Source organism: Rhodococcus sp. BL-253-APC-6A1W, assembly GCF_012843405.1.
In the GTDB taxonomy this organism is placed as follows: domain Bacteria; phylum Actinomycetota; class Actinomycetes; order Mycobacteriales; family Mycobacteriaceae; genus Rhodococcus.
This window is the reverse complement of sequence record NZ_JABAFB010000004.1, coordinates 188,514-212,807: the sequence shown is the minus strand read 5'-3', so window position 1 is coordinate 212,807 and position 24,294 is coordinate 188,514. Positions and strand designations below refer to the sequence as shown.

At 67.4% G+C, this 24,294-nt stretch carries 25 protein-coding genes; 15 read left to right on the top strand and 10 right to left on the bottom strand.

Annotated features, from left to right (window positions below):
- Window positions 1–16 precede the first annotated feature (16 nt).
- From HF877_RS07615 to HF877_RS07565, 11 genes are read left to right on the top strand one after another with little or no spacing between them, the layout of a single operon-like run.
- Window positions 17–1,453 carry an aldehyde dehydrogenase family protein gene (locus HF877_RS07615; protein WP_169620560.1) on the top strand — a complete coding sequence of 479 codons (1,437 nt, stop codon included), beginning with the start codon at window positions 17–19 and terminating at the stop codon, window positions 1,451–1,453.
- On the top strand, window positions 1,450–1,998 hold the full coding sequence (locus HF877_RS07610) for a nuclear transport factor 2 family protein (protein WP_169620559.1): 549 nt from the start codon (window positions 1,450–1,452) through the stop codon (window positions 1,996–1,998). The genes HF877_RS07615 and HF877_RS07610 overlap by 4 nt, the downstream gene beginning before the upstream one ends.
- Before the next feature lie 25 nt (window positions 1,999–2,023).
- Window positions 2,024–2,929 carry an SDR family NAD(P)-dependent oxidoreductase gene (locus HF877_RS07605; protein ID WP_169620558.1) on the top strand — a complete coding sequence of 302 codons (906 nt, stop codon included), beginning with the start codon at window positions 2,024–2,026 and terminating at the stop codon, window positions 2,927–2,929.
- A complete protein-coding gene (locus tag HF877_RS07600) occupies window positions 2,926–3,495 on the top strand; it encodes a nuclear transport factor 2 family protein (RefSeq protein ID WP_169620557.1) in 570 nt (189 codons plus the stop codon). Before HF877_RS07605 ends, HF877_RS07600 begins: the two co-directional genes overlap by 4 nt.
- A gap of 53 nt (window positions 3,496–3,548) precedes the next feature.
- Window positions 3,549–4,382 (top strand): TauD/TfdA family dioxygenase, encoded by an 834-nt coding sequence (locus tag HF877_RS07595; RefSeq protein ID WP_072698606.1) that lies wholly within the window; start codon window positions 3,549–3,551, stop codon window positions 4,380–4,382.
- Window positions 4,379–5,122: a 3-oxoacyl-ACP reductase FabG gene (gene fabG / locus HF877_RS07590; protein ID WP_072698607.1), complete on the top strand. Its 744-nt coding sequence runs from the start codon at window positions 4,379–4,381 to the stop codon at window positions 5,120–5,122. The genes HF877_RS07595 and fabG overlap by 4 nt, the downstream gene beginning before the upstream one ends.
- A 49-nt stretch (window positions 5,123–5,171) precedes the next feature.
- Complete coding sequence (locus HF877_RS07585) at window positions 5,172–5,783, top strand: carboxymuconolactone decarboxylase family protein (protein ID WP_072698608.1); 612 nt, start codon at window positions 5,172–5,174, stop codon at window positions 5,781–5,783.
- Between the two features lie 20 nt (window positions 5,784–5,803).
- Window positions 5,804–7,030, top strand: coding sequence for an ABC transporter substrate-binding protein (locus tag HF877_RS07580; protein ID WP_169620556.1), 1,227 nt, complete (start codon window positions 5,804–5,806; stop codon window positions 7,028–7,030).
- Between the two features lie 53 nt (window positions 7,031–7,083).
- Window positions 7,084–9,090 carry an ABC transporter permease gene (locus HF877_RS07575; RefSeq protein ID WP_169620555.1) on the top strand — a complete coding sequence of 669 codons (2,007 nt, stop codon included), beginning with the start codon at window positions 7,084–7,086 and terminating at the stop codon, window positions 9,088–9,090.
- Window positions 9,080–9,853, top strand: coding sequence for an ABC transporter ATP-binding protein (locus tag HF877_RS07570; RefSeq protein WP_072698611.1), 774 nt, complete (start codon window positions 9,080–9,082; stop codon window positions 9,851–9,853). Before HF877_RS07575 ends, HF877_RS07570 begins: the two co-directional genes overlap by 11 nt.
- Window positions 9,846–10,586 (top strand): ATP-binding cassette domain-containing protein, encoded by a 741-nt coding sequence (locus HF877_RS07565; protein WP_169620554.1) that lies wholly within the window; start codon window positions 9,846–9,848, stop codon window positions 10,584–10,586. The genes HF877_RS07570 and HF877_RS07565 overlap by 8 nt, the downstream gene beginning before the upstream one ends.
- 45 nt (window positions 10,587–10,631) lie before the next feature.
- Here HF877_RS07565 and rlmN read toward each other — a convergent pair whose 3' ends face one another.
- Window positions 10,632–11,741, bottom strand: a complete 1,110-nt coding sequence (rlmN, locus tag HF877_RS07560; protein WP_072698613.1) for a 23S rRNA (adenine(2503)-C(2))-methyltransferase RlmN — start codon at window positions 11,739–11,741, stop codon at window positions 10,632–10,634.
- 84 nt (window positions 11,742–11,825) lie between these two features.
- On the opposite strand from rlmN, the gene HF877_RS07555 reads away from it, so the two are divergent.
- Entirely contained in the window at window positions 11,826–12,656 is an 831-nt protein-coding gene (locus HF877_RS07555) for a CoA ester lyase (RefSeq protein WP_169620553.1), read from the top strand.
- A 20-nt stretch (window positions 12,657–12,676) separates the two neighbouring features.
- Here the strand turns inward: HF877_RS07555 and HF877_RS07550 are convergent, their stop codons facing one another.
- The 6 genes from HF877_RS07550 to rpsB all read right to left on the bottom strand — a co-directional run bounded on the left by HF877_RS07550 (window position 12,677) and on the right by rpsB (window position 17,700).
- Window positions 12,677–13,375: a class I SAM-dependent methyltransferase gene (locus tag HF877_RS07550; protein ID WP_169620718.1), complete on the bottom strand. Its 699-nt coding sequence runs from the start codon at window positions 13,373–13,375 to the stop codon at window positions 12,677–12,679.
- 32 nt (window positions 13,376–13,407) lie between these two features.
- The gene (locus HF877_RS07545; RefSeq protein WP_169620552.1) at window positions 13,408–14,340 is read right to left on the bottom strand and encodes a phosphatidate cytidylyltransferase; all 933 of its coding nucleotides are present in this window, start codon (window positions 14,338–14,340) and stop codon (window positions 13,408–13,410) included.
- Window positions 14,341–14,342: 2 nt separating this feature from the next.
- The gene (frr, locus tag HF877_RS07540; protein ID WP_072698615.1) at window positions 14,343–14,900 is read right to left on the bottom strand and encodes a ribosome recycling factor; all 558 of its coding nucleotides are present in this window, start codon (window positions 14,898–14,900) and stop codon (window positions 14,343–14,345) included.
- Between the two features lie 28 nt (window positions 14,901–14,928).
- Window positions 14,929–15,663: a UMP kinase gene (gene pyrH, locus HF877_RS07535; protein WP_072698616.1), complete on the bottom strand. Its 735-nt coding sequence runs from the start codon at window positions 15,661–15,663 to the stop codon at window positions 14,929–14,931.
- Window positions 15,664–15,873: 210 nt separating this feature from the next.
- Window positions 15,874–16,698 carry a translation elongation factor Ts gene (gene tsf / locus HF877_RS07530; protein ID WP_072698617.1) on the bottom strand — a complete coding sequence of 275 codons (825 nt, stop codon included), beginning with the start codon at window positions 16,696–16,698 and terminating at the stop codon, window positions 15,874–15,876.
- Window positions 16,699–16,830: 132 nt separating this feature from the next.
- Window positions 16,831–17,700: a 30S ribosomal protein S2 gene (rpsB, locus tag HF877_RS07525; protein WP_072698618.1), complete on the bottom strand. Its 870-nt coding sequence runs from the start codon at window positions 17,698–17,700 to the stop codon at window positions 16,831–16,833.
- Window positions 17,701–18,002: 302 nt separating this feature from the next.
- Here rpsB and HF877_RS07520 point away from each other — a divergent pair, with 302 nt between their 5' ends.
- Together HF877_RS07520 and ligD are read left to right on the top strand one after the other, a co-directional pair.
- Window positions 18,003–18,536 (top strand): M23 family metallopeptidase, encoded by a 534-nt coding sequence (locus HF877_RS07520; RefSeq protein WP_169620551.1) that lies wholly within the window; start codon window positions 18,003–18,005, stop codon window positions 18,534–18,536.
- Between the two features lie 80 nt (window positions 18,537–18,616).
- On the top strand, window positions 18,617–19,588 hold the full coding sequence (ligD, locus tag HF877_RS07515; protein ID WP_169620550.1) for a non-homologous end-joining DNA ligase: 972 nt from the start codon (window positions 18,617–18,619) through the stop codon (window positions 19,586–19,588).
- 44 nt (window positions 19,589–19,632) lie between these two features.
- Here the strand turns inward: ligD and HF877_RS07510 are convergent, their stop codons facing one another.
- Window positions 19,633–21,042: a MinD/ParA family protein gene (locus HF877_RS07510; protein ID WP_169620549.1), complete on the bottom strand. Its 1,410-nt coding sequence runs from the start codon at window positions 21,040–21,042 to the stop codon at window positions 19,633–19,635.
- A 129-nt stretch (window positions 21,043–21,171) separates the two neighbouring features.
- A complete protein-coding gene (locus HF877_RS07505) occupies window positions 21,172–22,086 on the bottom strand; it encodes a tyrosine recombinase XerC (protein ID WP_240952167.1) in 915 nt (304 codons plus the stop codon).
- Window positions 22,087–22,194: 108 nt separating this feature from the next.
- Between HF877_RS07505 and HF877_RS07500 the strand changes: the two genes are divergently transcribed.
- Window positions 22,195–23,382, top strand: a complete 1,188-nt coding sequence (locus tag HF877_RS07500; RefSeq protein WP_169620717.1) for a multidrug effflux MFS transporter — start codon at window positions 22,195–22,197, stop codon at window positions 23,380–23,382.
- Between the two features lie 80 nt (window positions 23,383–23,462).
- On the opposite strand, the gene HF877_RS07495 is transcribed toward HF877_RS07500, so the two are convergent.
- The gene (locus HF877_RS07495; protein ID WP_169620547.1) at window positions 23,463–24,245 is read right to left on the bottom strand and encodes a siderophore-interacting protein; all 783 of its coding nucleotides are present in this window, start codon (window positions 24,243–24,245) and stop codon (window positions 23,463–23,465) included.
- Window positions 24,246–24,294 lie beyond the last annotated feature (49 nt).

Below are 24,294 nucleotides of genomic sequence, written 5' to 3'. Positions count from 1 at the left end.
AGAGAATCGGGCAAACATGCGTGAGTACCGGAAGTTCTATATCGACGGGCAGTGGACCGATCCTGCGCAGTCGGAAACCTTCGAGGTCGTCAATCCGGCCACCGAGGAGGTCGCGGGGATCGTCGCACTCGGTTCCGCCGCGGACGTCGACAAAGCGGTCGGAGCCGCTCGTCGCGCGTTTCCCGGTTGGTCCGGGACGAGCCGCGAGCAGCGACTGGGCGTGCTCCGCAACATCCTCGACGTCTACCAACAGCGGATGGGCGATCTCGCGTCCGCACTGACCGAGGAGATGGGCGCTCCGAAGGCGCTGGCGGGTGGCTTCCAGGTGAACCTGGGACTCGGGCACCTGACCACCGCGATCGACGTACTCGAGCACTTCACGTTCGAGGAACAGCGTGGCGGCACCCTCATCGCGAAAGAGCCCATCGGCGTCTGCGGCCTGATCACGCCGTGGAACTGGCCGCTCAACCAGATCGCGGTGAAGGTGTTCCCCGCCTTGGCCACCGGCTGCACCATGGTGCTCAAGCCGTCGGAGCAGTCGCCCTTCAGCGCACAGGTCTTCGCGGAGATCCTGCACGAAGCGGGTGTCCCCGCGGGCGTGTTCAACCTGGTCCAGGGTGACGGCGCCGGCGTCGGCCGGGCCATCTCCGGCCATCCCGATATCGACATGGTGTCCTTCACCGGTTCGACGCGCGCCGGAGCCGACATCGCCGCCGCCGCGGCGGTCGGCGTCAAGCGCGTGACGCAGGAACTCGGCGGCAAAGGCCCGAACATCGTTCTCGACGACGCCGACTTCGCCTCGAACGTCGGAGCGGGCGTCGCCACCATGATGGTCAACTCCGGCCAGACCTGCAGTGCCGGGTCGCGCATGCTCGTTCCCAGCGAGCGCATGGCCGAAGCCATCGACGTGGCGGCGCAGACGCTGTCGCAGATCACCGTGGGCGACCCCGAGGGCGATTTCTCGATCGGGCCGGTGGTGTCCGAGGCGCAGTTCGACAAGATCCAGTCGCTGATCCAGAAGGGCATCGACGAGGGCGCGACCCTCGTCGGCGGCGGTGTCGGGCGTCCGGACGGACTGAGCGTCGGGTATTACGTGCAGCCCACCGTCTTCGCGGACGTCAAGAACGACATGACCATCGCACGTGAAGAGATCTTCGGGCCCGTGCTCACGATCCTCGGATACGACAGCATCGATCACGCCGTCGACATCGCCAACGACACCGAGTACGGCCTCGCCGCGTTCGTGGCCGGCGCGGACCTCGAGCAGGCCCGCAGTGTCGCGCGCCGAATCCGCGCAGGCAACATCACCATCAACGGCGCATTCGATTTCGGTGCTCCGTTCGGTGGTTACAAGAAGAGCGGGAACGGGCGTGAGTGGGGCGAATTCGGCTTCCACGACTACCTCGAGATCAAGGCCGTGATCGGCTACGCGTCCGAGGACGGCGCGGAGTGAGCGAAGACCCCGACCTCGGCGTGCTTCTCGCACACCATCGGGTCCGTGCGTGCGTCGTCGGGCTCGCGCGCGGCGAGGACCGCCGGGACGGTGAGTCCGTCCGCGCCGCGTTCTGGCCGGACGCGACCGTGGATTTCGGCATCTTCGCGGGGTCGTTCGACGACTACCTCGCATGGGTCGTCCCGGGGTCGCCCGCCGTTCCGGTGACACAGCATCTGCTCGGTCAGACCCACATCGAACCGGCCGGTGATGCGTTGCTCGCCGAAACCCATGTCGTCGCCTACCACCGCGTCGACACGGGGACCGAGGAAAGAGACACCGTCCTCGGCGGCCGCTACCTCGATCGATTCGAGCAGCGCGACGGGCAGTGGCGGATCGCGGAACGCACGATGCTCTACGACTGGTTCCGCGACGACGGCGTCTCGGTCGACTGGTCGCAGGGCGTCATGGGCACGCCGTTCAGCGACGACCGGTTCACAGGCAAGGCCGCCGGAGATCACAGCGAAGCGTTCTTCGCCGCCGGCGACCTCGCCACACGCAAGTAACCCGCTACAGCGGTAAGGAGTTCGAATGGGTGCGTTGTCGGGCAAGGTCGCTGTGGTCACCGGCGCCAGCCGCGGTATCGGCAAGGGGATCGCGCTGGCACTGGCGGAACAGGGCGCCACTGTCTATGCCAGTGGCCGCACGAATACGCCCGGCACGCACCCACTCCCGGGCACCATCGGGGAAACCGCGTCCGAGTGTGATCACCGTGGCGGCCGGGGCGTCGCCGTCCAGGTGGACCACGCGGACGACGATCAGGTTGCCTCCCTCTTCGAGCGTGTCGGCAACGAACAGGGCCGCCTCGACATCCTCGTCAACAATGCGTTCTCGCTTCCCGACGATCTGACGGACCCTGCTCCCTTCTGGGAGAAGCCGTTGTCGAACTGGGAGATGGTGGATGTAGGGGTGCGGTCGAACTTCGTCGCCGCCCGGCACGCCGCGAAACTGATGGTTCCGCAAAGATCCGGGCTCATCGTGGCGGTGTCCGGCTATACCGGCGTGGCCTACACCTACGGCGTCGTCTTCGGGACGGCCAAGTCCGCGGTGGACCGCATGGCGCGCGACATGGCGGTCGAACTACAACCCCACGACGTGGCCTCGGTCTCGCTCTGGCAGGGCCTGACCTTCACCGAACGCGCGGAACGCAATCTCGCCGCCATCCCCGGGTTGACGGCGGGGTCGGCGACCCGCCCGGAAAACGGTTGCTCACCGGAGTTTCCGGGCCGGGTCATTGGGGCTCTCGCGAACGATCCGGACGTGATGACCCGATCCGGCGGCACCTTCATCACTGCCGAACTCGCGCAGCACTACGGCATCGTCGATATCGACGGGAGAACGATTCCGTCTCTCCGGGCGACGCGCGGTGAACCCCTCTGGTCGCCGATCGCCGACGCCCACACCTCCTCCCCCCGAATGCAACGGAGCGCACCATGACCACGCCGGTGACAGGACTTTCCCCGGACAGGATCGCCAGACTCGAGTCGATCCTCGATCGCCAGGACATTCTCGATACGCTCACGCGGTTCAGCCGGGCGATGGATCGCTTCGACCGCGATCTCTTCCTCTCGGCCTTCCACCCCGACGCGATCATCGCCGCGGGAAGCTTCGTCGGCGGACCGGTGGACCTGTACGACTGGTCCACCGACATGCACGCCCGGGGCCAGAAGGCCACCCACCACAATCTGCTCAATCACACGTGCGATATCGACGGCGACACCGCACACACCGAGACCTACTACCTGTTCGCCGCCCGGAACCTCGACGACAGCAACTGGGTTGCCGGCGGACGGTACATCGACCGGCTGGAACGCCGCGACGGCCAGTGGCGTATCGCTCTGCGCACCAACATGATCGAGTGGTCGGGAATGGTTCCGTCGATGGAGATCCCGTTCGCCGACGTGCCCGGTATCCACGACAACGGCGCACCGTCCCGGAGTACGAGCGACCCGTCGTACACCCGCCCGCTGACCAACGTCCGGGAACCGAACATCCCGAGCTGACAGCAGGATCCGAACCTGCCCGCGAACCCATGATCACAAGCGAGGAATGACGGATGCGCACACTCACCATAGAAAAGCTGAGCGAGAATGTCGGGGCCGAGATCCTCGACGTCGACGTCGATCGACTGCTCCACGACGAGGACCTGCCCGGAGCATGCCTGGACGCGCTCGAGCAGTACGGCGTCCTGTTGTTCCGCGAACTGCACGCCGACGACGACGCGCAAGTGGAGTTCGGCCGCAAGCTCGGCCCCCTGCGCGCATTCCCCCATCTACCTCCGGCCGCGGAGGAAGTCATGGAAATTAGCTTCGATCCCGCCAACGGGAACGCGGAGTACCTCGCTGCCAACGTCTTCTGGCATATCGACGGCCTGACCGACGAGGTCGCCTCGAAAGCGTCGATGCTGAGCGCGCGAGTCCTTCCCGGCGAAGGCGGCGAGACCGAGTTCGCCAGCACGTACGCCGCGTACGACGCGCTCTCCGACGACGAGAAGGAGCGATTGGCCGGTCTTCACGCCGTCTACACCTTCGAAGCCATCCAGCGCCGGTCGTATCCGAATCCGACACAGGAACAGCTGGACGAGTGGTCGTCGCGGACTCCGAGGGAGCACCCCTTGGTCTGGGAACACGATTCGGGACGGCGCTCGCTCGTGATCGGTGCATTCGCATCGCACATCGTGGGGATGGACTTCGATGAGGGGCGGGCGTTGCTCGAGGATCTCGAACGACGGGCAACGACTCCGGATCGGGTGTATCGACACACCTGGTCGGTCGGTGACCTGGTGGTCTGGGACAACCACGGCCTGCTGCACCGGGCGTGCGCCTTCGACCGGTCGCAGCCGCGCGTGATGCACCGCTCGACCATCGCCGGAAGGGAGCCGATCAAATGAGCGACCGCATCGCGATAGTGACCGGCGGAGGTTCCGGTATCGGCCGGGCCATCGGCCTGCGTCTCGCGTCCGACGGGAACATGGTGGCAATTTTCGATCTCGACGGCGACGCTGCAGCCGCCACGGCCGACACGATCGTCGAGGCCGGAGGAAAAGCACTCGGTGTGCAGGTCGATGTCACCGACCGAGCGAACATCGACGCCGGTGTCGCGGAGGTGCGCTCCAATCTGGGCCGGCCCACCATTCTCGTGAACAACGCCGGGCTCTCCCTCGACTCTCCTTTCCTCGACATCACCGCGGAGTTGTGGCAGAAGTCCCTGGCGGTCAACCTCACCGGCACATTCGACTGCTGCCAGGCCGTGCTTCCCGACATGCTAGAAGAAGGCTGGGGCCGCATCGTCAACATCTCGTCCTCGAGTTTCCACAGCGGCTCCCCCGGTCTTGCGGGCTACGTGTCCGCCAAGTCGGGTGTCGTCGGACTGACCAAGGTGCTGGCCCTGGAATTCGGCAAGCACGGTGTCACCGTCAACACGATTCCGCCCGGCTTCATCGACACACCCATGTTGCGCCGAACGGTCGAGAAGGGATTCGTCGACCTCGATCAGCAAACCGCGAAGACGCCGGTCGGGCGGATCGGGCAGCCCGAGGACATTGCCGCGACCTGCGCGTTCCTCGTCCGCGAGGAGGCCGGCTACATCACCGGCCAGGTCATCGGCGTCAACGGCGGACGCAACACCTGATCGGGCTCTGCCGAGCACTCATCTTCCCGAAGAAAGGACACCGAGCACGATGGTCCGGATTTCTCCTGCCCCCCAAGAGGATTGGACGGAGGAGATCGCAGCGTACGTCACCGGGTTCCGTTCGGCCGTCGCGAGCAGCGCGCCCGAAGAAGACCGGCAACCGGGAACCAATCTGCTCGGCACGCTGGCCCGCCACCCGTCGCTGGCAATGGCGTTTCTGAGCTTCAACCGGCATTTGCTGGCGCAGTCCACGCTGTCGATCCGGCAGCGGGAACTGATGGTTCTCCGAGTCGCCACACTCCGCCACTCCGACTACGAATGGGCCCAGCACGTCATCCTCGCGGATCGTGCCGGCATCACGGCCGACGAGATCACCCGCATCGCCGAAGGTCCCGCAGCGCCGGGCTGGTCCGACATCGACCGCGCACTGTTGGCGGCCACCGACGAACTGATCGGTGAGGGCGCGGTGTCCGGCGAGACGTGGGGTGTGCTCTCCGGCGAGTTCGGGGAGCAGCAACTGATGGACATCGTGTTCACGGTCGGGTGTTACGCGATGCTGGCGACCGCGTTGCGCTCGTTCGAGGTGCAGCCCGAACCCGGCCTGGTGCCGTACCTCCCCGAACACACACTCGCCGCCCGATCTCTCACATCCCGCGACTGATTCGAGAAAGTGGCCCACCAATGAAGAAGCTCCACATCGGTGCGATCGCAGCAGTGGCCGCACTCACCGTGTCGGCGTGCGGTTCGAGCGACGGGTCCGGAGACGACGCCGCACCCACCGGCGCCCCGATCGTCATCGGCGCGCAGGCACCGATCAAAGGTGCAACCGCGTACCCGCAGACCGCGTACGGGCTCGAAGCCGGCGTCCACTACGTCAACGAAGTACTCGGAGGCATCAACGGCCGTCCACTCGAAGTGGATGTGTGCGGTGGTGACGGCAGCCCCGAAACAGCCATCAACTGCGCCAACGGTTTCGTCTCGAAGAATGTGCCGCTCGTGATCGACGCGGTCGATCAGAGCATGGGGGCCGCAGTACCGATTCTCGGTTCGGCGGGTATCCCCATCATCGGAACGCTCGCCGGATCGTTCGTCGCCGACGCCGCCGAATACGGGCAGGCGTTCTACTTCACCGGCCCGGTGTCGTTCGCGGCGCTCGCCAGCATGTCGGCGCTCGACACCATGGGGAAGACGACAGCGTCGCTCGCGGTCAACGAATCCCCCACCTCCCATGCCTACGTCGACGATCTGATCATGCCGATCGCCGACGGGATGGGGATCGATGTCAGCGTGCAGTACCCCCCGGCATCGGGCGCGAATCTGAATGTCGTTGCCGCGACACAGCTTGCGGACAACCCCGACATGGCCGGTGTGATCGCTCTGCCGGAAGACGGATGCACGAGCCTGTTCCAGGCCTTGCGCCGGCAAGGCTACGAGGACACCATCCTCGCGGGGTCGTGTTCCCAGTTCATCGACGAGATGGGGACCGACGCCGCCGGTATCGTCACACAGCCGCGGTTGTGGGTGCCGTTGGCCAAGGAGTCGGCGCCCGCCGAGGTGCAGGAACAACTCGACATCTTCGCCGACGCGATGGACGCGGTCGGTTACGGGAACGAACTGTCGTCGCGGTCGATCTACACGTTCGCCGCGATCGTCAACATCGCCCAGATCCTGTCCGACCACGGCGGAGAGATCACCGCGGGCACGGTCACGGACGCGTTCAAGGCAGTGAAGGACTTCCCGTCGTTCGCAGGGCCCACGGTGACGTGCGACGGGCAGCAATGGCCCGGGGTCGCCACCACCTGCAACGCGCAGGCCATCTTCTTCGAGGTGCAGGAGGACGGGACTCTCCGCTCGGTGGACGAGAACGGATACATCGACCTCGATCCGTCACTGATGCCCGCGTCCTGACGATCACGACATGACGACCGAGACATGACGACCGAGACGCGCCGGAGTACACCATGAGCACCTACCTGCAGTTCATCGTCCTGGGGTTCGGCCTCGCAGCGGTGTACATCGGGCTGTCGGGCGGCCTGCTGCTCGTCTACCGGTCGACCGGCATCATCAACTTCGCCCAGGGCGCGACCGCGATGTGGGGCGCGTACGTCTTCGCGCAGTTGCGCCGCGACGGAACACTGGTTCTGCCGATCGGAAGCCTGGAGTTCGACGAGAAACCCTCCACCCCGGTGGCGCTGGCCATCGGGCTGCTCATGGCGCTACTGCTCGGCCTTCTCACGCACTACCTGGTGTTCCGGCCCGTCCGGCGCGCACCGGCACTCGCGCAGGTGGTCGTCTCGGTCGCACTGATGCTCACCATCCAGGCGCTGGTGGTGCTTCGGTTCGGCCCGAACAACATTCCGATCGAGGCGATCGTCCCGGACGGCTCCCTCGACGTCTTCGGCACCACCGTCTCGTCCGCCGAGTTGGTGATGGCGGGGATCATGGTGGCGCTCTCCGCACTGATCTGGGCATACTTCCGCTTCACGCGGGCCGGTGCGGCCACCCGAGCGGCCGCCGAGAACGAGCGGGGCGCGACGCTCATGGGATTCTCGGCGGACCGCCTCGCCGCACTCGCGATGGTGATGGCGTCGTTCGTCAGCACGATGGGTGTCGTCCTGGGCGCGAGCTTGACCGGGTTGAATCCTCTCAACTATTCGCTGCTCGTCGTGCCCGCTCTCGCGGTGCTCCTCGTCGCCCGGATGGAGTCCGTCGCGACGATCGTGATCGCCTCGCTCGCCCTCGGAGCATTCCAATCGGTGCTCAACCTGCTCACCGGTGAGAACTGGTGGCCGGTGTGGGCGCAATCCGGCGTCGACCAGGTTGTGCCGTTCCTCGTGATCATCGTGATCCTCTTCGCGTTCGGCGGTCGCATACCGTCCCGCGGTTCGCTCCAGACTGTCAAACTGCCCGATGTGCGGATTCCGCGCTTCCGGCCGATCCCCGCCGCCGTCGTGGTCGTCGCGACCGGGGTACTACTGGCGGCCACCTCCGGCACGTACCGTTTCGGATTGACCTATTCGATCATCCTGATGCTGCTCGCCCTGTCGTACGTGGTGATCACCGGTTACCTCGGCCAGATCTCGTTGGCGCAGGCGGCATTCGCCGGTGCGGCAGGATTCATGCTCTCGAAGGTGACCACCGGCTGGGGTCTGCCGTTCCCGGTAGCGCTGGTGTTCTGCTCGCTCGTCGCGGCGGGGCTGGGAATGCTCGTCGCGTTGCCCGCCTTCAGAATTCGCGGCGCGCAACTAGCGATCGTCACCATCGCGGCCGCCCTGGCCATCGAGCGGTTCGTCTTCAACAACTACAGCCTGACCCCTCCGTCAGGAAATCCCATCGCCAACCCCACGCTCTTCGGACTGAATCTCGGTGTGCGCGAGGGCAGCGAGATCGCACGGCTGTCCTTCTCACTCACGGTCCTGGTCGTCGCGGCCCTGGTCGTCTGGGGATTCATCCGCCTCGCGTCCGGCGACACGGGCCGGACGTTTCTGGCAGTACGCGCCAATGAGCGCGCCGCCGCCGCGAGCGGCATCAACGTGCGGCTGACCAAGCTCGTCGGGTTCGGTCTCTCCGCCTTCATCGCCGGTGTCGCCGGTTGCCTCATCGGGTACAGCGCAGGCCAGCTCTCGGCGGAGTCCTTCACGGTCTTCGTGGGATTGCAGGTGCTTGCGGTCGCCTACCTGGGCGGCATCACCTCGGTCGGCGGCGCGATGATCGCCGGCGTCATCGGGCCACTGGGGATCGTCTACGTGTTGCTGCACAACGTGTTCGATTTCGGTGACTACTACGCGCTGATCTCCGGACTGGCGCTGATCGCCACCGCGATAGTCAATCCCGTCGGGGTGGCGGGAGAAGCATCCAGGATCGCCGATCTGGTCCGCTCCCGCCGATCGCGACCACCTGCCCCACCGGGGACCGACTCCGCCCCGAACGCCGACGACAGAAAGGTTGCGGTGAGTGATGCCGGATGAGAAACCGGCGCGGCTGTCCGCGCGGAACGTGACCGTCGCCTACGGAGGCGTCGTCGCCAACGACGACGTGTCGCTGACGGTCGGCTCCGGGGAGATCGTCGGACTGATCGGGCCGAACGGTGCCGGCAAGACCACGTTCGTCGACGCAGTCACGGGCTTCACCGAGTACTCCGGCGAGATCACACTCGGCGACACACGGCTCGACGGACGTGCTCCGCATCTGCGCCGACGCGCCGGACTGTCCCGCACATGGCAATCCGGTGAGCTTTTCGGCAACCTCACCGTCGCGCAGAATGTCGTTGCCGCCCTGCGTCCCGGCGGACCGGCGACGCTGTGGCGCGATCTGTTCGGCCGACGGAAGACCGGCACGGACGAACTCGTGGCCTCGACGCTGCATGCGGTAGGCCTCGGCGATCTCGGGGAGACCACGGCGCGCGATCTCACCCTCGGACAACAGAAACTCGTCGGCGTCGCACGTGCACTCGTCGGGAACTGCCGCCTGCTGCTGCTCGACGAGCCCGCCGCGGGCCTCGACAGCCAGGAGAGCCTCGACTTCGCCGAGCGTATCCGTGCCGTGGCGCGCGGCGGTCCGGGAGTGCTGCTCATCGACCACGACATGTCGCTCATTCTCGGTGTGTGCGACCGCATCTACGTCATGGAGTTCGGGAAGGTGATCTTCTCGGGCACACCGGAAGAGGCGAGAAAGGATCCTGCTGTGATCGCTGCGTACCTCGGCACACCGATGGAGACCACTCATGGCTGACGTGGTGCTCACCGCCGAATCCATGACGTCCGGTTACAACGGCGTCGCCGCGGTCTCCGACGTGAACCTGACCGTCTCCGCCGGTGAGGTCGTCTCGATCCTCGGATCCAACGGCGCGGGCAAAACGACGACTCTGTTGACACTCGCGGGACTGCTTCCGGTGATGGGCGGTGCGGTCACCGCCCTCGGTGCCCCGGTCGACCACCGCAGGCCCTACCGGATGGCGCGGCGCGGTATCCGACTCGTTCCCGACGACCGCGGACTCTTCTCCACCATGACGGTGCGCGACCACTTCCGGCTGGCCCGCAGTACAGCCGACCGTGCCCGGGAAGAATTCGTTCTCGACAGGTTTCCGGCTCTGGCCCGATTGCAATCGCGCACAGTCGGTCTCCTGTCCGGCGGTGAACAGCAGATGCTCGCGATCGCGGTGGCGCTACTCGCGGAACCGCGGATCCTCATGGTCGACGAGATGAGCCTCGGGCTGGCACCGCTCGTCGTGGAACAGATGCTGCCCGCCATCCGGGACCTGGCTCGCGACGAGAACATCGCCGTCGTGCTGGTCGAGCAGCACGTCGAACTCGCTCTCGCCGTGTCGGACCGCGCGATCGTGCTCGGGCACGGCCGCGTCGTCCTCGAGGGCAGCGCGGCGGAACTGCTGGCCGACCGGGATCGTCTCGAGGCAGCGTACTTCGGCGCCGGGGACAGCGAGGCGAAGCAGGATCGAGCAGTCTGAGCCGGCTCAGTCCGAGGTGGTCCGGGTCGCCACGTCGCCCCGTTCTCAGCCTTCGGCGGCGAGCTGGCCACACGCCGCGGCAATTTCCTGGCCGCGGGTGTCACGCACCGTGCAGGAGACGCCCTGGGCCTGTACGCGCCGCACGAACTCGCGTTCGACGTGCTTGGGGCTTGCGTCCCACTCGCTACCCGGCGTCGGGTTGAGCGGAATCAGATTGACGTGCACCAGCGCGCCGAGTGCCTTGTGCAGCTTCTTGCCCAGCAGGTCGGCACGCCACGGCTGATCGTTCACATCGCGGATCAACGCGTACTCGATGGAAACCCGGCGCCCGGTCTTGTCGGCGTAGTAGCGCGCGGCGTCGAGCACCTCCTTCACCGACCAGCGGTTGTTCACGGGTACGAGGGTGTCGCGCAGTTCGTCGTCGGGGGTGTGCAGCGACACGGCGAGCGTCACGCTCAGCCCCTCGTCGGCGAGCTTGCGGATCGCGGGCGCCAAGCCGACCGTCGAGACAGTGACCGAACGCTGGGACAAACCGAGGCCGTCGGGTGCCGGCGAGGTGATACGACGGACCGCAGCGACGACCCGCTTGTAGTTCGCGAGCGGTTCGCCCATGCCCATGAACACGACGTTGGACAGTCGCCCCGGCCCGCCGGCTACGTCACCGTCGCGAAGCGCGGCCGCGGCCGCACGCACCTGGTCGACGATCTCCGCGGTCGTCAGGTTGCGGTCGAGACCGCCCTGGCCGGTCGCGCAGAAGGGGCACGCCATCCCGCATCCGGCCTGGCTCGAGATGCAGAGGGTCGCGCGGTCGGGGTAGCGCATCAGCACACTTTCGAGGAGTGTGCCGTCGTGGGCGCGCCACAGCGTCTTGCGGGTCTCGCCCTTGTCGCAGGCGATGTGCTTGACCGCGGTGAGCAGAGGGGGGAACAGGGCCGTGCCCACCGTGTCCCGCACCGTGGCGGGCAGGTCGGTCATCTTGGCCGGGTCCGCCTCGAGACGCCCGTAGTACTGGCGAGCGAGTTGGTCGGCGCGAAACGCCGGCAGACCCAGCTCCCGCACCGCCTCACGTCGCTGCTCGGAATCGAGGTCGGCGAGGTGTCGCGGCGGCATGCCGCGCTTGGGTGCGTCGAATACCAGGGGCAGAGAAGAAGCCATAATGATCCATTCTCCCATGAACCGGAGCGGCCCGGACTCGCCGTTGCTGTGATGCTCGCCTATCGGCAGGGGGACCATGGCTCTATGGCCACCAGCATCGCTCCGGAACTCGCCCGATCGTGGCTACTGGTGCCCGGCACCGCACCGGAAAAATTCGACGCCGCGGCCGCGTCGCCCGCCGACGCGATCGTTCTGGACCTCGAAGATGCGGTTCCGGCCGCGAGCAAGGCCGACGCCCGCGCCGCCGTGGCGCACTGGATCAGCGACGGCAGTTCTGCGTGGGTGCGCATCAACGACACCAGCACCCCGCACTGGGCCGACGACCTCGCAGCTCTGAGCGCGATCCCGCATCTCGCCGGAGTCATGCTCGCGAAGACCGAAAGCGGCCAGCAGGTCGATGCCACCGCCGACGCGATGCCCGACGGCACCCGGATCCTGGTGCTCATCGAATCGGCGACCGGTCTCGAGGCCGCGCCCGAGATCGCCCGGGCCGACGGCACGTTCCGCCTCGTCTTCGGCAGCGGTGACTTCCGGCGCGACACCGGTATGAGCGATTCGCCGCTGGCCCTGGCCTACCCGCGGTCGCGTCTGGTGATCACCAGTCGCGCCGCGCGCCTGCCCGGGCCCGTCGACGGTCCGTCGCTGAGCGCCGACCCGGCGGCGCTGCGGCAGGATGCCGAGCACACACGCTCGATGGGCATGACCGGAAAGCTCTGTATGACGCCGGAGCGGACGCCGTATGTCAACACGGCGTTGAGTCCCAGCGCCGAAGACGTCGCATGGGCACGCCGGGTGATCGACGAACTGGGCGAGGACGGCCACGGTGTGCACGACGGCAGCGACCTGCCCACACTGGCGAAAGCGAAGAAGATCACCGAACTCGCGAGGGCATTCCACGTCGGCGTGTCGCGCTGACGGGCACGACGCGGTCCGGCTCAGCGTATTTCGACGCCTGCCGGTTTGCGACGGACGTGGAGGCGATAGCGCACGGTCAGTGTCGTGCCGGGTGTTTCCCTGATCGCCCGGGATGCCACCTCCGGGCCGAATTCGATACCCAGCACGCGTTCGAGGGCCGCACGGTCCGGAAACGCCCATTCCGTGTCGACGCGTCGCAGGTCGAATCCCTGGGCGCGGAAGAACGCTTCGACGGCCGGAGGGTCGTAGTGCGGGAGGTCGGCGCGCATCCACTCTCCGTACGGATGGGCGGTCGCGTCGAGATCGACGACGGCGAGCGCTCCCCCGGGCCGCAGCACCCGCATGGCCTCGAGGATGCCGGCCCCGCATCCGGGGCCGAAGAAGTACGCGGTGCGGGCGTGAACGAGGTCGGTGGAGGCGTCCGGCAACGGCAGAGACGCGGCGGATCCTCGCAGAACCCGGACGGTCGAAAGATCCTCGACCCGGCGCCGTGCCGCCGCCACGAGCGGCGGGTGGGGTTCCACACCGGTCACCGTGCGCGCCGCACGGGCGAACATCGGCAGATGGTAGCCGCTGCCGCATCCCACGTCGACGACGTCACGGCCGGTCCAGTCGACCGACTCCCGCAGCGCCGCATAAACGGCGCCGCGGGTGTCCTGGGCCCGGTTCTCCTCTTCGTAGACCGCGGGCCAGTGCCAGATGTTGGGGCTCGCTATCACGCCCCGGTCGCGGCCGCTGTTGCCGACAGCCACTAGATGAACGCGGTGAGGATCAGCCAGGTGACGAATGCGGACGGCAGGATCGAATCCAGCCGATCCATGATGCCGCCGTGGCCCGGCAGGAGTGTGCCCATGTCCTTGATGCCGAGTTCCCGCTTGACCTGGGATTCGATCAGGTCACCGGCCGTGGCCGTGAAGACCAGGACCACGCCGAGGACGGCACCGACCCACCACGGGCCGTCGAGCAGGAAGGTGACGGTGAGGATTCCTACGGCCACACAGGCGACCAGCGAACCTCCGAATCCTTCCCAGGACTTCTTCGGGCTGATCGCCGGGGCCATCGTGTGCTTACCGAACAGCACGCCCGCCGCGTAACCACCGATATCGGACGCCACGCACACCAGCATCAGGCAGAAGACGCGGGCGGCACCCTGATCTTCGAGGACCATCAATGTCGCGAACGAGGCGAGCAACGGCAACCACGCCGCGGTGAACACCGCTACCGCGGTGTCCCGGAGATAGTTGTGCGGCTGCGCCGCCAAGCCGCGGTCGAACAGTCGCCACAACATGGTGACCACCACGGTGCCCGCGAAGGCACCGAGGACGCCGGTGGTGCCGTACGGCCATCCCAGCCAGATGATCGCCTGCCCACCGAGCAGGAGAGGCACGCGCGGCACCGACACGTCGGCTTCGCGGAGGCGCTTGGTGACCTCCCACGTTGCTATGGCGATCGCCGCCGCGACCACCCCAAGCCAGGCAGTCGGGGCGAACAGCAGAATTACGATGACAAGACCGCCGAGCCCGGACCCCACCGCGATCGCGGCAGGGAGGTCTCGACCGGCACGGGAGGCCGGCTTCGCGGGTGCGGTACCGGATGTCGAGTCCGAGACTGCGGGGGTGGTACCGGAGTCGCCTTCGGCACCGAGTGGAAGCTGCGGGGTTGAAGACCCGTCGGCTCTGCCCACCGTCAGACCTCCATCAACTCGGCTTCCTTGTGCTTGATCAGTTCGTCGATCTGCGCCACGTACTTGGCCGTGGTCTTGTCGAGTTCCTTCTCCGCGCGGTTGACTTCGTCCTCGCCGGCTTCGCCGTCCTTCTGGATGCGGCCGAGTTCTTCCATCGCCTTGCGCCGGACGTTGCGCACGGCAACCTTCGCGTCCTCGCCTTTCGACTTGGACTGCTTGACGAGTTCGCGGCGACGTTCCTCGGTGAGCTGCGGCACCGAGATACGGATGATGTGCCCGTCGTTGCTCGGGTTCACGCCGAGATCGGAGTTGCGGATCGCAGTTTCGATCGCGCCGAGCTGCGACTGCTCGTACGGCTTGACGATGACCATGCGTGCCTCGGGCACACTGATACTGGCAATCTGCGTGACGGGCGTCGGCGAGCCGTAGTAGTCCACCACGATGCGGTTGAACATGCCGGGATTCGCGCGTCCGGTGCGGATGCCCCCGAGCTCGTCCTTGGCCACCGTGACGGCCTTGTCCATCTTCTCCTCGGCTTCGAAGAGGGCTTCATCGATCACGGCAGTTCCTCCATGTTCCGTTGTCCGTTCATGACCGTACGAGCGTTCCGATCTTCTCACCGTTGACGGCCCGGGCGATATTGCCCTTGGTCAGCAGGTTGAAGACCATGATCGGCATGGAGTTGTCCATGCACAGGCTGAAAGCGGTCGCGTCCGCGACCTTGAGGTCCTTCTCGATGACCTCGCGGTGGGTGATCTCCTCGAACATCACCGCATCGGGAACCACCCGCGGGTCGGCCGAATAGACGCCGTCGACGGCTTTCGCCATCAGCACGACATCGGCCCCGATCTCGAGCGCGCGCTGCGCGGCGGTGGTGTCGGTCGAGAAGTACGGCATGCCCATGCCCGCACCGAAGATGACGACGCGGCCCTTCTCGAGGTGCCGGCGGGCGCGAAGCGGGAGATACGGCTCGGCGACCTGCCCCATCGTGATGGCGGTCTGCACGCGGGTGTCGATACCCTGCTTCTCCAGGAAATCCTGCAGCGCAAGGGAATTCATGACCGTGCCGAGCATGCCCATGTAGTCGGAGCGAGCGCGTTCGAGCCCGCGCTGTTGCAGTTCCGCGCCGCGGAAGAAGTTTCCGCCGCCGATCACCACGGCAACTTCCACACCGCTGCGCACGACCTCGGCGATCTGCTCTGCCACAGTGGTCACGACGTCGGGATCCAGCCCCACCTTGCCGGTGCCGCCGCCGAACATCTCGCCGCCGAGCTTGAGGAGCACCCGGCGGAAACCGGGCCGTTCGTGGGCGTGTTCGGACATGACTCTCCTCTGGTTGCGCATGAATCGGCCCTTTCATCCTGCCTCATCGACCCGGTGGAACCGAGACCGGGCGCGAGACGACACGTTGTGTCATGACCGTTCGCACGGCGGCGGACCGCCCGTGCGGCGGCCGTGCGCGTGCCGGTGGGCGTGCCCTGACACACCTCGACCCCGCCGGCAGAGAGCCGGCGGGGTCGAGAAGCAGACATTCTAGCTGGCGCCGACCTCGAACCGCACGAAGCGGACGACGGTGGCACCGGCCTCGTCGAGGATCGCCTTGACGGTCTTCTTCGAGTCCGTGACGGAGGCCTGCTCGGTGAGCACGACATCCTTGAAGTAGCCGTTGACGCGGCCTTCGACGATCTTCGGGAGCGCAGCCTCGGGCTTGCCCTCGGCCTTTGCGGTCTCCTCGGCGATACGACGCTCGTTGGCGACGATGTCCTCGGGGACCTCGTCACGGGTGACGTACTTGGCCTTGAGCGCAGCGATCTGCATCGCGGCGGCACGCGCGGCCTCGGCGGCAGCGTCGCCTTCACCGGTGTACTCGACGAGCACGCCCACCGACGGCGGCAGGTCCGACGCACGCTTGTGCAGGTAGACGGACGTCTGGCCGTCGAACGACGCGACGCGGCGAAGCTCGAGCTTCTCGCCGATCTTCGCGGACATCTCCTGAACCAGCGCGTCGACCGTCTTGCCGTCGATCTCGACGGCCTTGAGGGCGTCGACATCGGCGGGACGCGCCTGCGCGGCCGCAGTGACGATCGTGTCGGCGAGAGCCTTGAACTCGTCGTTCTTGGCGACGAAGTCGGTCTCGGAGTTCAGCTCGACGAGCACGCCGTCCTTGGACACGACCAGGCCTTCGGCGGTGGAGCGCTCGGCGCGCTTGCCCACGTCCTTGGCACCCTTGATGCGCAGCTGCTCGACGGCCTTGTCGAAGTCGCCGTCGTTGTCGGCGAGAGCGTTCTTGCAGTCCAGCATTCCGGAGCCGGTGAGCTCACGGAGACGCTTGACGTCGGCGGCGGTGTAGTTCGCCATGGAAGCGAGCCTCCTGTGTCTGTGATGGAAAGTCTCGGAGTGCGGGCGGCGCAGCGAATGTCCGGGCCGCTCGCGAACAGACGGCCCCGACCATGGATCTTGCGATCTACCGGTCGGGGCCGTCCATCGGGATCAGGCCTCGGGCGTTGCGTCCGCGGCAGGTGCCTCGGCAGCGGGAGCTTCCGCGGCGGGAGCCTCTGCAGCAGGGGCCTCGGCCTCGGCGGCCGGGGTGGCCTGCGAGAGCAGTTCCTGCTCCCACTCGGCGAGCGGCTCGGCGCCGGCCTCGGGCTTGGCGTCGGCGTCCGTGCTCTTGCCGGCGCGGGCCTGGAGGCCCTCGGCGACGGCGGAAGCGACAACCTTGGTCAGAAGCGCAGCCGAACGAATCGCGTCGTCGTTACCCGGGATCGGGTAGTCGACGAGGTCGGGATCGCAGTTCGTGTCCAGGATCGCGATGACCGGGATGTTGAGCTTGCGAGCCTCACCGACGGCGATGTGCTCCTTGTTGGTGTCGACGATCCACACGGCCGACGGAACCTTGGCCATATCGCGGATACCACCGAGGGTGCGATCCAGCTTGTTCATCTCACGCGTGAGCATGAGGATTTCCTTCTTGGTGCGACCCTCGAAGCCACCGGTCTGCTCCATGGCCTCCAGCTCCTTCAGGCGCTGCAGGCGCTTGTGGACGGTGGAGAAGTTGGTGAGCATGCCGCCGAGCCAGCGCTGGTTCACGTACGGCATTCCGACGCGAGTGGCCTCTTCGGCGATGGATTCCTGCGCCTGCTTCTTGGTGCCGACGAACAGGATCGTGCCACCGTGGGCGACGGTCTCCTTGACGAATTCGTACGCCTTGTCGATGTACGTCAGCGTCTGCTGCAAGTCGATGATGTAGATGCCGTTGCGGTCGGTGAAGATGAACCGCTTCATCTTCGGGTTCCAGCGTCGAGTCTGGTGACCGAAGTGGGCGCCGCTGTCGAGCAGCTGCCTCATGGTTACGACAGCCATGGCTGTTGTCTCTCTTTCGTGTCGGTTGATGCGGGCGATCTTGCGATCCCCGCCCTGGCGTCCACATGCCCGTCGAACCCTTGCGGGACCGATCGACGGCCATCGGGTGTACACCGTACGAACGGGTGACACCGTGCGCGGACGCGCGAAGTCGATCTGCGAACACAGACCGCCCGACAAGTGTACGTGCCCAGGTGCCGGATCGCTAAACCGGCACGTCGCCCCTGTGGAGCACTCCCGCTTTGTCCACAGACCCGGATCGGGTCTGTCGCTCGGGCGGCTGCGGACGGCACCCTTCCTGCATGAGTATCGCGGCCGTCCGCCGGATCGTGTCCCGCAGCGCCTGCCTCGCGGTGCTGGTGTTCACCGTGGGGACCGTCCCGGCCCTGGGCGGCCCCCTCCGGACCGACGGGCCGCCCGCCGGTCCGCTGTTCGGATGGCCGCTCGATCCCCGGCCCGCCGTCACTCGCGCCTTCGACCCGCCCGACCGGAATTGGCTGCCCGGTCACCGCGGCGTCGACCTGGCCGCGTCGCCCGGACAGCACGTCCGGTCTGCGGGTGACGGTGTGGTGGTGTTCGCAGGCACCGTCGCGGGGAAGCCTGTCGTGTCCGTCGACCATCCCGGTGGGCTGCGCACGACGTACGAACCCGTCGTCGCCGCGGTCGTGTCCGGGCGGCGCATCGGGCGCGGCGATCCGATCGGCACCGTCGAGAGCGGTCACGAGGGGTGCCCGGTCGCGGCGTGCCTGCATTGGGGACTGCGCCGGGACCGGGACGAGTATCTCGACTCCCTCCCCCTCGTGGAGCGACCGGTGATCCGTCTCCATCCGGTGTGACCGGCATCGAGGACGAGTAACCGGGGACCACGCTGCCGATTCGCCGATCACCGCCCGGGTGGATGCCGCAGACTCGGTCTATGCCTTCCGCGTCGACGGAGCCGTCCCCGATGCTGGCGACCCTCGGCGTGCTGCCGGCCGGGGACGGCTGGGCATTCGAGATGAAATGGGACGGTGTCAGGGCGATCGCGCGGGCCGGAGCCGACGACTGCCGATTCTCGAGCCGCAACGGCAACGACATCACCGTCTCCTATCCGGAACTGCCCGGCCCGGTGTCGATCGCCCTGGGCGGCCGCGAGGCGGTACTCGACGGCGAGATCGTCGCGCTCGATGCGAAGGGAAGACCGTCGTTCCACCGGCTCCAGCGCCGGATGCACGTGCAGCGGCCCACGCCTGCGTTGCGACGCGAGATCCCGGTGGTGCTGTACCTGTTCGATGTTCTCGCCGTCGACGGCCGGTCGACCACCGCGTTGCCGTATGCCGAGCGCCGGGCCGTGCTCGACGATCTGGTGCGGCCGAGTCCGCAGGTGCAGATCCCGCCGTACTGGACCGATGTCGACGGCGCGCAGATGCTCGACCTCGCCCGCCTGCACGGGCTCGAAGGCGTGGTGGCCAAACGCCTCGACTCGACGTATCTGCCCGGGGCCCGGGCGCCGAGCTGGATCAAATCACCGCTGCGGAACAACACCGAGGTCGTGGTCGTCGGCTGGCTCCCCGGGTCGGGGTCGGCCGCCGGAGGCATCGGTTCCCTGATTCTCGGCGCGCACGACGACGAAGGGCAGCTGGTGTACATCGGGAAGGTCGGCACGGGTTTCACCGCCGCAACCCGGCGGACGCTGCGCGCACAACTCGATTCGCTCGAGCGGACGACGAGCCCGCTGGCAGTCCCGGCACCGGCTCGCGACACCCGCGATGCGCACTGGGTCGAGCCTGTCCTCGTCGGCGACGTGGAGTTCCGCGAATACGCGGGCGGGAGCCTGCGCCATCCGAGCTGGAAAGGACTACGGACCGACAAATCACCGGCCGAGGTCGAGCTACCGGGCAAGCACTGAGGAGCGCGCCGCGACCCTCGGCCGGACCGGAGACACCCGCATCGTCAGCCGCGGCCGGCATGCCGGCCGGACAACGGAGGAAAGTCGTCCGCCACGATCGCGGCGAGTTCGACGAAGGCACGCCGGGTCGCAGGCCGTAACCGCTCGAGGTCGATCTCGGCTCCCTCCGCCAGATGCTCGTCGAACGGGACGACATGCAGTGCGCGGCACCGCGCGAGGAAATGCGCAGTCAGCGCATCCATGTCGATCGTCGACGTGCCCGGGCGCGGCGCGCTGATCACGACGACCGTGCGGTCGACCAGATCGTCGTACCCGTGTGCCTGCAACCAGTCGAGGGTCGCGGCAGCGCTCCGCGCACCGTCGAGCGCGGGCGAGCCCACCAGCACGAGGGCATTCGCGAGATCGAGTACTCCCCGCATCGCGGAGTGCATGATCCCGGTACCGCAATCGGTGAGGATGATGTTGTAGAAGACCTGGAGGATGTCGACGACAGCGCGATAGTCGTCCTCGCTGAACGCCTCCGACACCGCCGGGTCGCGTTCACTCGCCAGCACCTCGAGCCGGCTCGGCGCCTGGGAGGTATGCGCCCGGACATCGGAATAGCGCCGGATCGCGGGCCCTGCCGCGAGCAGGTCCCGGACCGTGGCGTCGGTCTGCTGCGGGATGCGCTGCGCGAGCGTGCCGAAATCAGGATTCGCGTCGACCGCCACCACACAGTCGCCACGTAACGAGGCGAACGTGGAACCGAGCCCGATCGTCGTGGTCGTCTTGCCCACCCCACCTTTGAGGGACAGCACCGCGATGCGGTAATCCCCCGAGATCGGCTGCCGGATTCGTTCCACCAGATGTTCGTGGCGAGCGCTCCCCGTGGAGTCGCCGGGCTCGAGGAGTCCCTTCGCGAACCGTTGCACACCGCGGCGCCACCCGGCCGGCGAAGAACGACGGGATCGTCGGACCAGCACGTCCGACGCGAGATCGACGGTGGACGGCTGGTGCTCGAACGCGTGCGGGAGCAACGCCGACGGATCGTGTTCAGCGGCCTGGTGCGGCGCCCAGTGTTCCTCGGCCTCGACCACCGGATCGGGGCAGTCCTCCCCGGACGCGTTCACCGGGGATGGTTCGGAAGCCGGGACGGACGGCTCGGTCTCTTCGGAGCGCGGCATGTCTTCGGATCGCGGCGCTCCGGGCTCCGGACTCGGTGTCTCTCCCGTGTCATCCGCCGCACCGGCCGGGGGCAGGAGTGGCGTTCCGAACGGGACCGACGCGACGGGGCGCTCGGCCGCCTGCACAGCGGTGGCAGCTGTCTCGGGCGTCTCACTCTTCGGTTCGGAGCCTGCCCCCTCCGGCCGGACCACCCGGCGGAAAGACTTCCGTGCCGGTGGTGGCTCACTTGCGGCAGGCGGCTGGTCCCGCAGCCACGCGGGCAGAGCATGGCCCGGTTCGTCGCGTCTCATCTGATCCCCCCGAATTCGATGGTGCGGCGCGCACGCTATCAATCCGGGCGGGACTGCGCACGTCCGCACCGGGCGAACCCCTGCGCGGAGGACAGTTCGCGCGGGCGACGAGGGCCGACGTTCCGGTCGTCAGGCCCGTGGATGTGCTTGCTCGTGCACGGCACGCAGCCGCGCGACGGACACGTGCGTATAGAGCTGGGTGGTTGCGAGGCTCGAATGCCCGAGCACTTCCTGGACCACTCTCAGATCCGCGCCGCCCTCGAGGAGATGGGTCGCGGCACTGTGCCGGAGTCCGTGCGGCGCGAGATCGGGGGCTCCGGGTATCGCCGACACCGCGTCGTGCACGACCGTGCGGACCTGACGCTGGTCGACGCGTCCGCCGCGCTTGCCGAGCAGCAGCGCATCGCCGGACGACGGCCGCACCAGATGCGGGCGGCCGTGACGGAGCCAGGCATCGAGCGCGTCGGCCGCCGGAACGCCGTAGGGCACCACCCGCTCCTTGTCACCCTTGCCGAGCACACGCAGCACGCGCCGCTCGCTGTCGACGTCGCCGAGGTCCATCCCGCACAGTTCGCCGACACGGATGCCCGTCGCGTACAGGACCTCGAGGATGACCCGGTCGCGGAGTGCCGACGGGTCGAGTTCCTGCGCACCCGATTTCGCAGCCTCCATGACCTCGATGGCCTGCTCGTCGTGCAGCACGGTGGGCAGTGTCCGATGTGCCCGCGCCGACGCGAGTCGCACTGCCGGATCCTGGTCGAGCCGCCCGGTCCGAACCAGCCAGGCCGTGAACGCCCGCGCCGTCGACGTGCGTCTCGCGATCGTGGTCCGTGCCGCGCCGGCCTCGACCTGCCCTGCGAGCCACGATCGCAGCGTCGCGAGGTCGAGGTCCGCGATGCGAGCGTCCGGGTTCGTTGCAGCCAGGTGGGCGAGCAGGGACCGGACATCGGTGGAGTAGGCGCGCACGGTGTGGGCGGAGCGGTTGTTCTCGAGGGCGAGGTGGTCGGCGAAATCGTCGAGGTGCACGGCGAGCGGGGGCGGCAGTTCTCTCGGACCGTCGGTTCGCATGGGTCTACCGTGCGCGGAGTCACCGCACGACGCAACGAGCCACGCCGTTACAGTTCGTTAGTGAGTAAAACAATCCCGTTGTCGATGCTCTGCGCGCTCGCGCTGCTGTCGGCGATCGCACCACTTTCCACCGATATGTACCTTCCCGGGCTCCCCGTCATGTCCGAAAGCCTCGGCACGACGACGGTCGGTGTCCAGCTCACCCTGACGACGTTCATGGCCGGTCTCGGCCTGGGACAGCTGATGATCGGGCCGCTCTCCGACGGCTGGGGGCGACGCCGACTGCTCATCATCGGCACGCTCGTCCTGGTGACGAGCAGCGCCCTCTGCGCGCTGGCGCCGACGGTGGAGGTGCTGATCGCCGCGCGTCTTGTCCAAGGATTCAGCGGCGGAATCGGAATCGTCCTGGCGCGTGCGGTCATCGCCGACCGCGCGCGGGGCGATCAGGCCGCCAAGCTTTTCAGCATCATGATGATCATCGGCGGTATCGCGCCGGTAGCCGCGCCCCTGCTCGGCGGCGCGCTTCTCGGCCCCATCGGGTGGCGTGGCATCTTCTGGGTTCTCACGGCGCTGGCCGTCGCGATGACCGTCGCGGTGCTGCTCTTCGTCCCGGAAACCCTGCCGCCGGAGAAGCGGCACGGCGGCGGCTTCTCCGCCATGGCAGGCAACTTCGGGTACGTGCTGTCGCAGCGGCGGTTCGTCGGCTACGCCGCGACCTTCGCTCTCAGTTTCGGGGCGATGTTCTCCTACATCTCGGCGTCCCCGTTCGTGACGCAGGAGATCCTCGGACTCAGCCCGGGACAGTTCTCTCTCGTCTTCGCCGTGAATTCCGTCGGTCTCGTCGGCGGTAACATCGTCAACAGCCGGCTGATCGGACGTTTCCCGACGCGGTCGCTGCTGCGCGCCGGCGTCACCACCCTTTTCTGCGGTGGAGCACTCCTGCTGCTGTCGATCCTGGTCGTCGGGTACACACCGTGGCTGATCCTCCCGCTGATGTTCGTGTGCGTCAGCAGCCTCAGCTTCATCCTCGGTAACGCCACCGCGCTCGCCCAGTCGCAGGTCCCCAAGGCGGCCGGCACCGGTTCGGCGGTGATCGGCGCGTCCCAGTTCGGGCTCGCGGCACTCGTCTCGCCCCTCGTGGGACTCGGCGGTGAGAGCACCGCGGTACCCATGGCGATCTCGATCCTCGTGTGCGGGACCCTCGCGTTGACCGCGTTCACCGTGCTCACCAGGGAAGCCCGCGTCGACGCCGCCCGCGAGCCTGCGCACTGACGCAACGCGCCCCGTCGGCACGACGAGTGCGGCCCGGCTCCCCTCACCGGGGACCCGGGCCGCACTCGTTGTGAATGCCGTTACGACGCTTCGATGGTCGCCAATTCCTGCTTCCAGGTCCGGAAGCCTTCTTCGGTACGACCACGACGCCAGTACCCGGAGATAGAGGCGCGGGCAGGACTCACGCCCCGGTCCTTTCGCAGGTACGGACGAAGATGCTTCATCACCGTCTCCGCTTCACCGTGCACGAAGACGTGGACGTCCCCGGCCGGCCACGGAAGCGACTTCACCGCGGCGACGAGCGGCGCGTTACCGTCGATCAGGTCCTGCGGTGCGTCACCGGCGGCCACCCCACGATGCACCCAGTGCACCTCGACACCCGCCGGAGCGGGCAAGGGCAATTCGTCCGATACGCCCGCCACCTCGACGAATACCGCCCCCCGAGCGTCGCCGGGCAGCGACTCGAGCGCAGCAGCGATCGCCGGGAGCGCCGTCTCGTCGCCCGCGAGCAGGTGGAAATCCGCGGCCGGATCGGGCCGGTATCCACCGCCCGGTCCGCGCACTACGACGTCGGTCCCGGGCTGCACACTGCGCGCCCACGGTCCGGCGACACCCTGGTCACCGTGCACGACGAAGTCGATCCAGATCTCGCGGGCAGCCTCGTCGACCCGGCGCACCGTGTAGGTGCGTACCGCGGTGTCCTCTCCCGTGGGAAGTTCGATCTTGACGTAGCTGTCGGTGTCGGCTCGCGCGGCGAAGTCGCCGAAGCCGTCTCCGCCGAGGACGACCCGGACGAAGTGTTCGGCGATCGTCTCCGTGCGCAACACGGTCAGGGTCGTCGATGACGGAGATTTCCGGGCCACTGCGCCTCCTGGTAAGGGTTACCTATATCGGCGCAACCGTACTCCGAGG

Bases quoted from the DNA above. Each gene is read 5' to 3' on its own strand.
- HF877_RS07615 (WP_169620560.1), top strand. From the start codon at position 17: ATGCGTGAGTACCGGAAGTTCTATATCGACGGGCAGTGGACCGATCCT.
- HF877_RS07605 (WP_169620558.1), top strand. From the start codon at position 2,024: ATGGGTGCGTTGTCGGGCAAGGTCGCTGTGGTCACCGGCGCCAGCCGC.
- HF877_RS07600 (WP_169620557.1), top strand. From the start codon at position 2,926: ATGACCACGCCGGTGACAGGACTTTCCCCGGACAGGATCGCCAGACTC.
- HF877_RS07595 (WP_072698606.1), top strand. From the start codon at position 3,549: ATGCGCACACTCACCATAGAAAAGCTGAGCGAGAATGTCGGGGCCGAG.
- fabG (WP_072698607.1), top strand. From the start codon at position 4,379: ATGAGCGACCGCATCGCGATAGTGACCGGCGGAGGTTCCGGTATCGGC.
- HF877_RS07585 (WP_072698608.1), top strand. From the start codon at position 5,172: ATGGTCCGGATTTCTCCTGCCCCCCAAGAGGATTGGACGGAGGAGATC.
- HF877_RS07580 (WP_169620556.1), top strand. From the start codon at position 5,804: ATGAAGAAGCTCCACATCGGTGCGATCGCAGCAGTGGCCGCACTCACC.
- HF877_RS07575 (WP_169620555.1), top strand. From the start codon at position 7,084: ATGAGCACCTACCTGCAGTTCATCGTCCTGGGGTTCGGCCTCGCAGCG.
- HF877_RS07570 (WP_072698611.1), top strand. From the start codon at position 9,080: ATGCCGGATGAGAAACCGGCGCGGCTGTCCGCGCGGAACGTGACCGTC.
- HF877_RS07565 (WP_169620554.1), top strand. From the start codon at position 9,846: ATGGCTGACGTGGTGCTCACCGCCGAATCCATGACGTCCGGTTACAAC.
- rlmN (WP_072698613.1), bottom strand. From the start codon at position 11,741: ATGGCTTCTTCTCTGCCCCTGGTATTCGACGCACCCAAGCGCGGCATG.
- HF877_RS07555 (WP_169620553.1), top strand. From the start codon at position 11,826: ATGGCCACCAGCATCGCTCCGGAACTCGCCCGATCGTGGCTACTGGTG.
- pyrH (WP_072698616.1), bottom strand. From the start codon at position 15,663: ATGTCCGAACACGCCCACGAACGGCCCGGTTTCCGCCGGGTGCTCCTC.
- tsf (WP_072698617.1), bottom strand. From the start codon at position 16,698: ATGGCGAACTACACCGCCGCCGACGTCAAGCGTCTCCGTGAGCTCACC.
- rpsB (WP_072698618.1), bottom strand. From the start codon at position 17,700: ATGGCTGTCGTAACCATGAGGCAGCTGCTCGACAGCGGCGCCCACTTC.
- HF877_RS07520 (WP_169620551.1), top strand. From the start codon at position 18,003: ATGAGTATCGCGGCCGTCCGCCGGATCGTGTCCCGCAGCGCCTGCCTC.
- ligD (WP_169620550.1), top strand. From the start codon at position 18,617: ATGCCTTCCGCGTCGACGGAGCCGTCCCCGATGCTGGCGACCCTCGGC.
- HF877_RS07510 (WP_169620549.1), bottom strand. From the start codon at position 21,042: ATGAGACGCGACGAACCGGGCCATGCTCTGCCCGCGTGGCTGCGGGAC.
- HF877_RS07500 (WP_169620717.1), top strand. From the start codon at position 22,195: ATGCTCTGCGCGCTCGCGCTGCTGTCGGCGATCGCACCACTTTCCACC.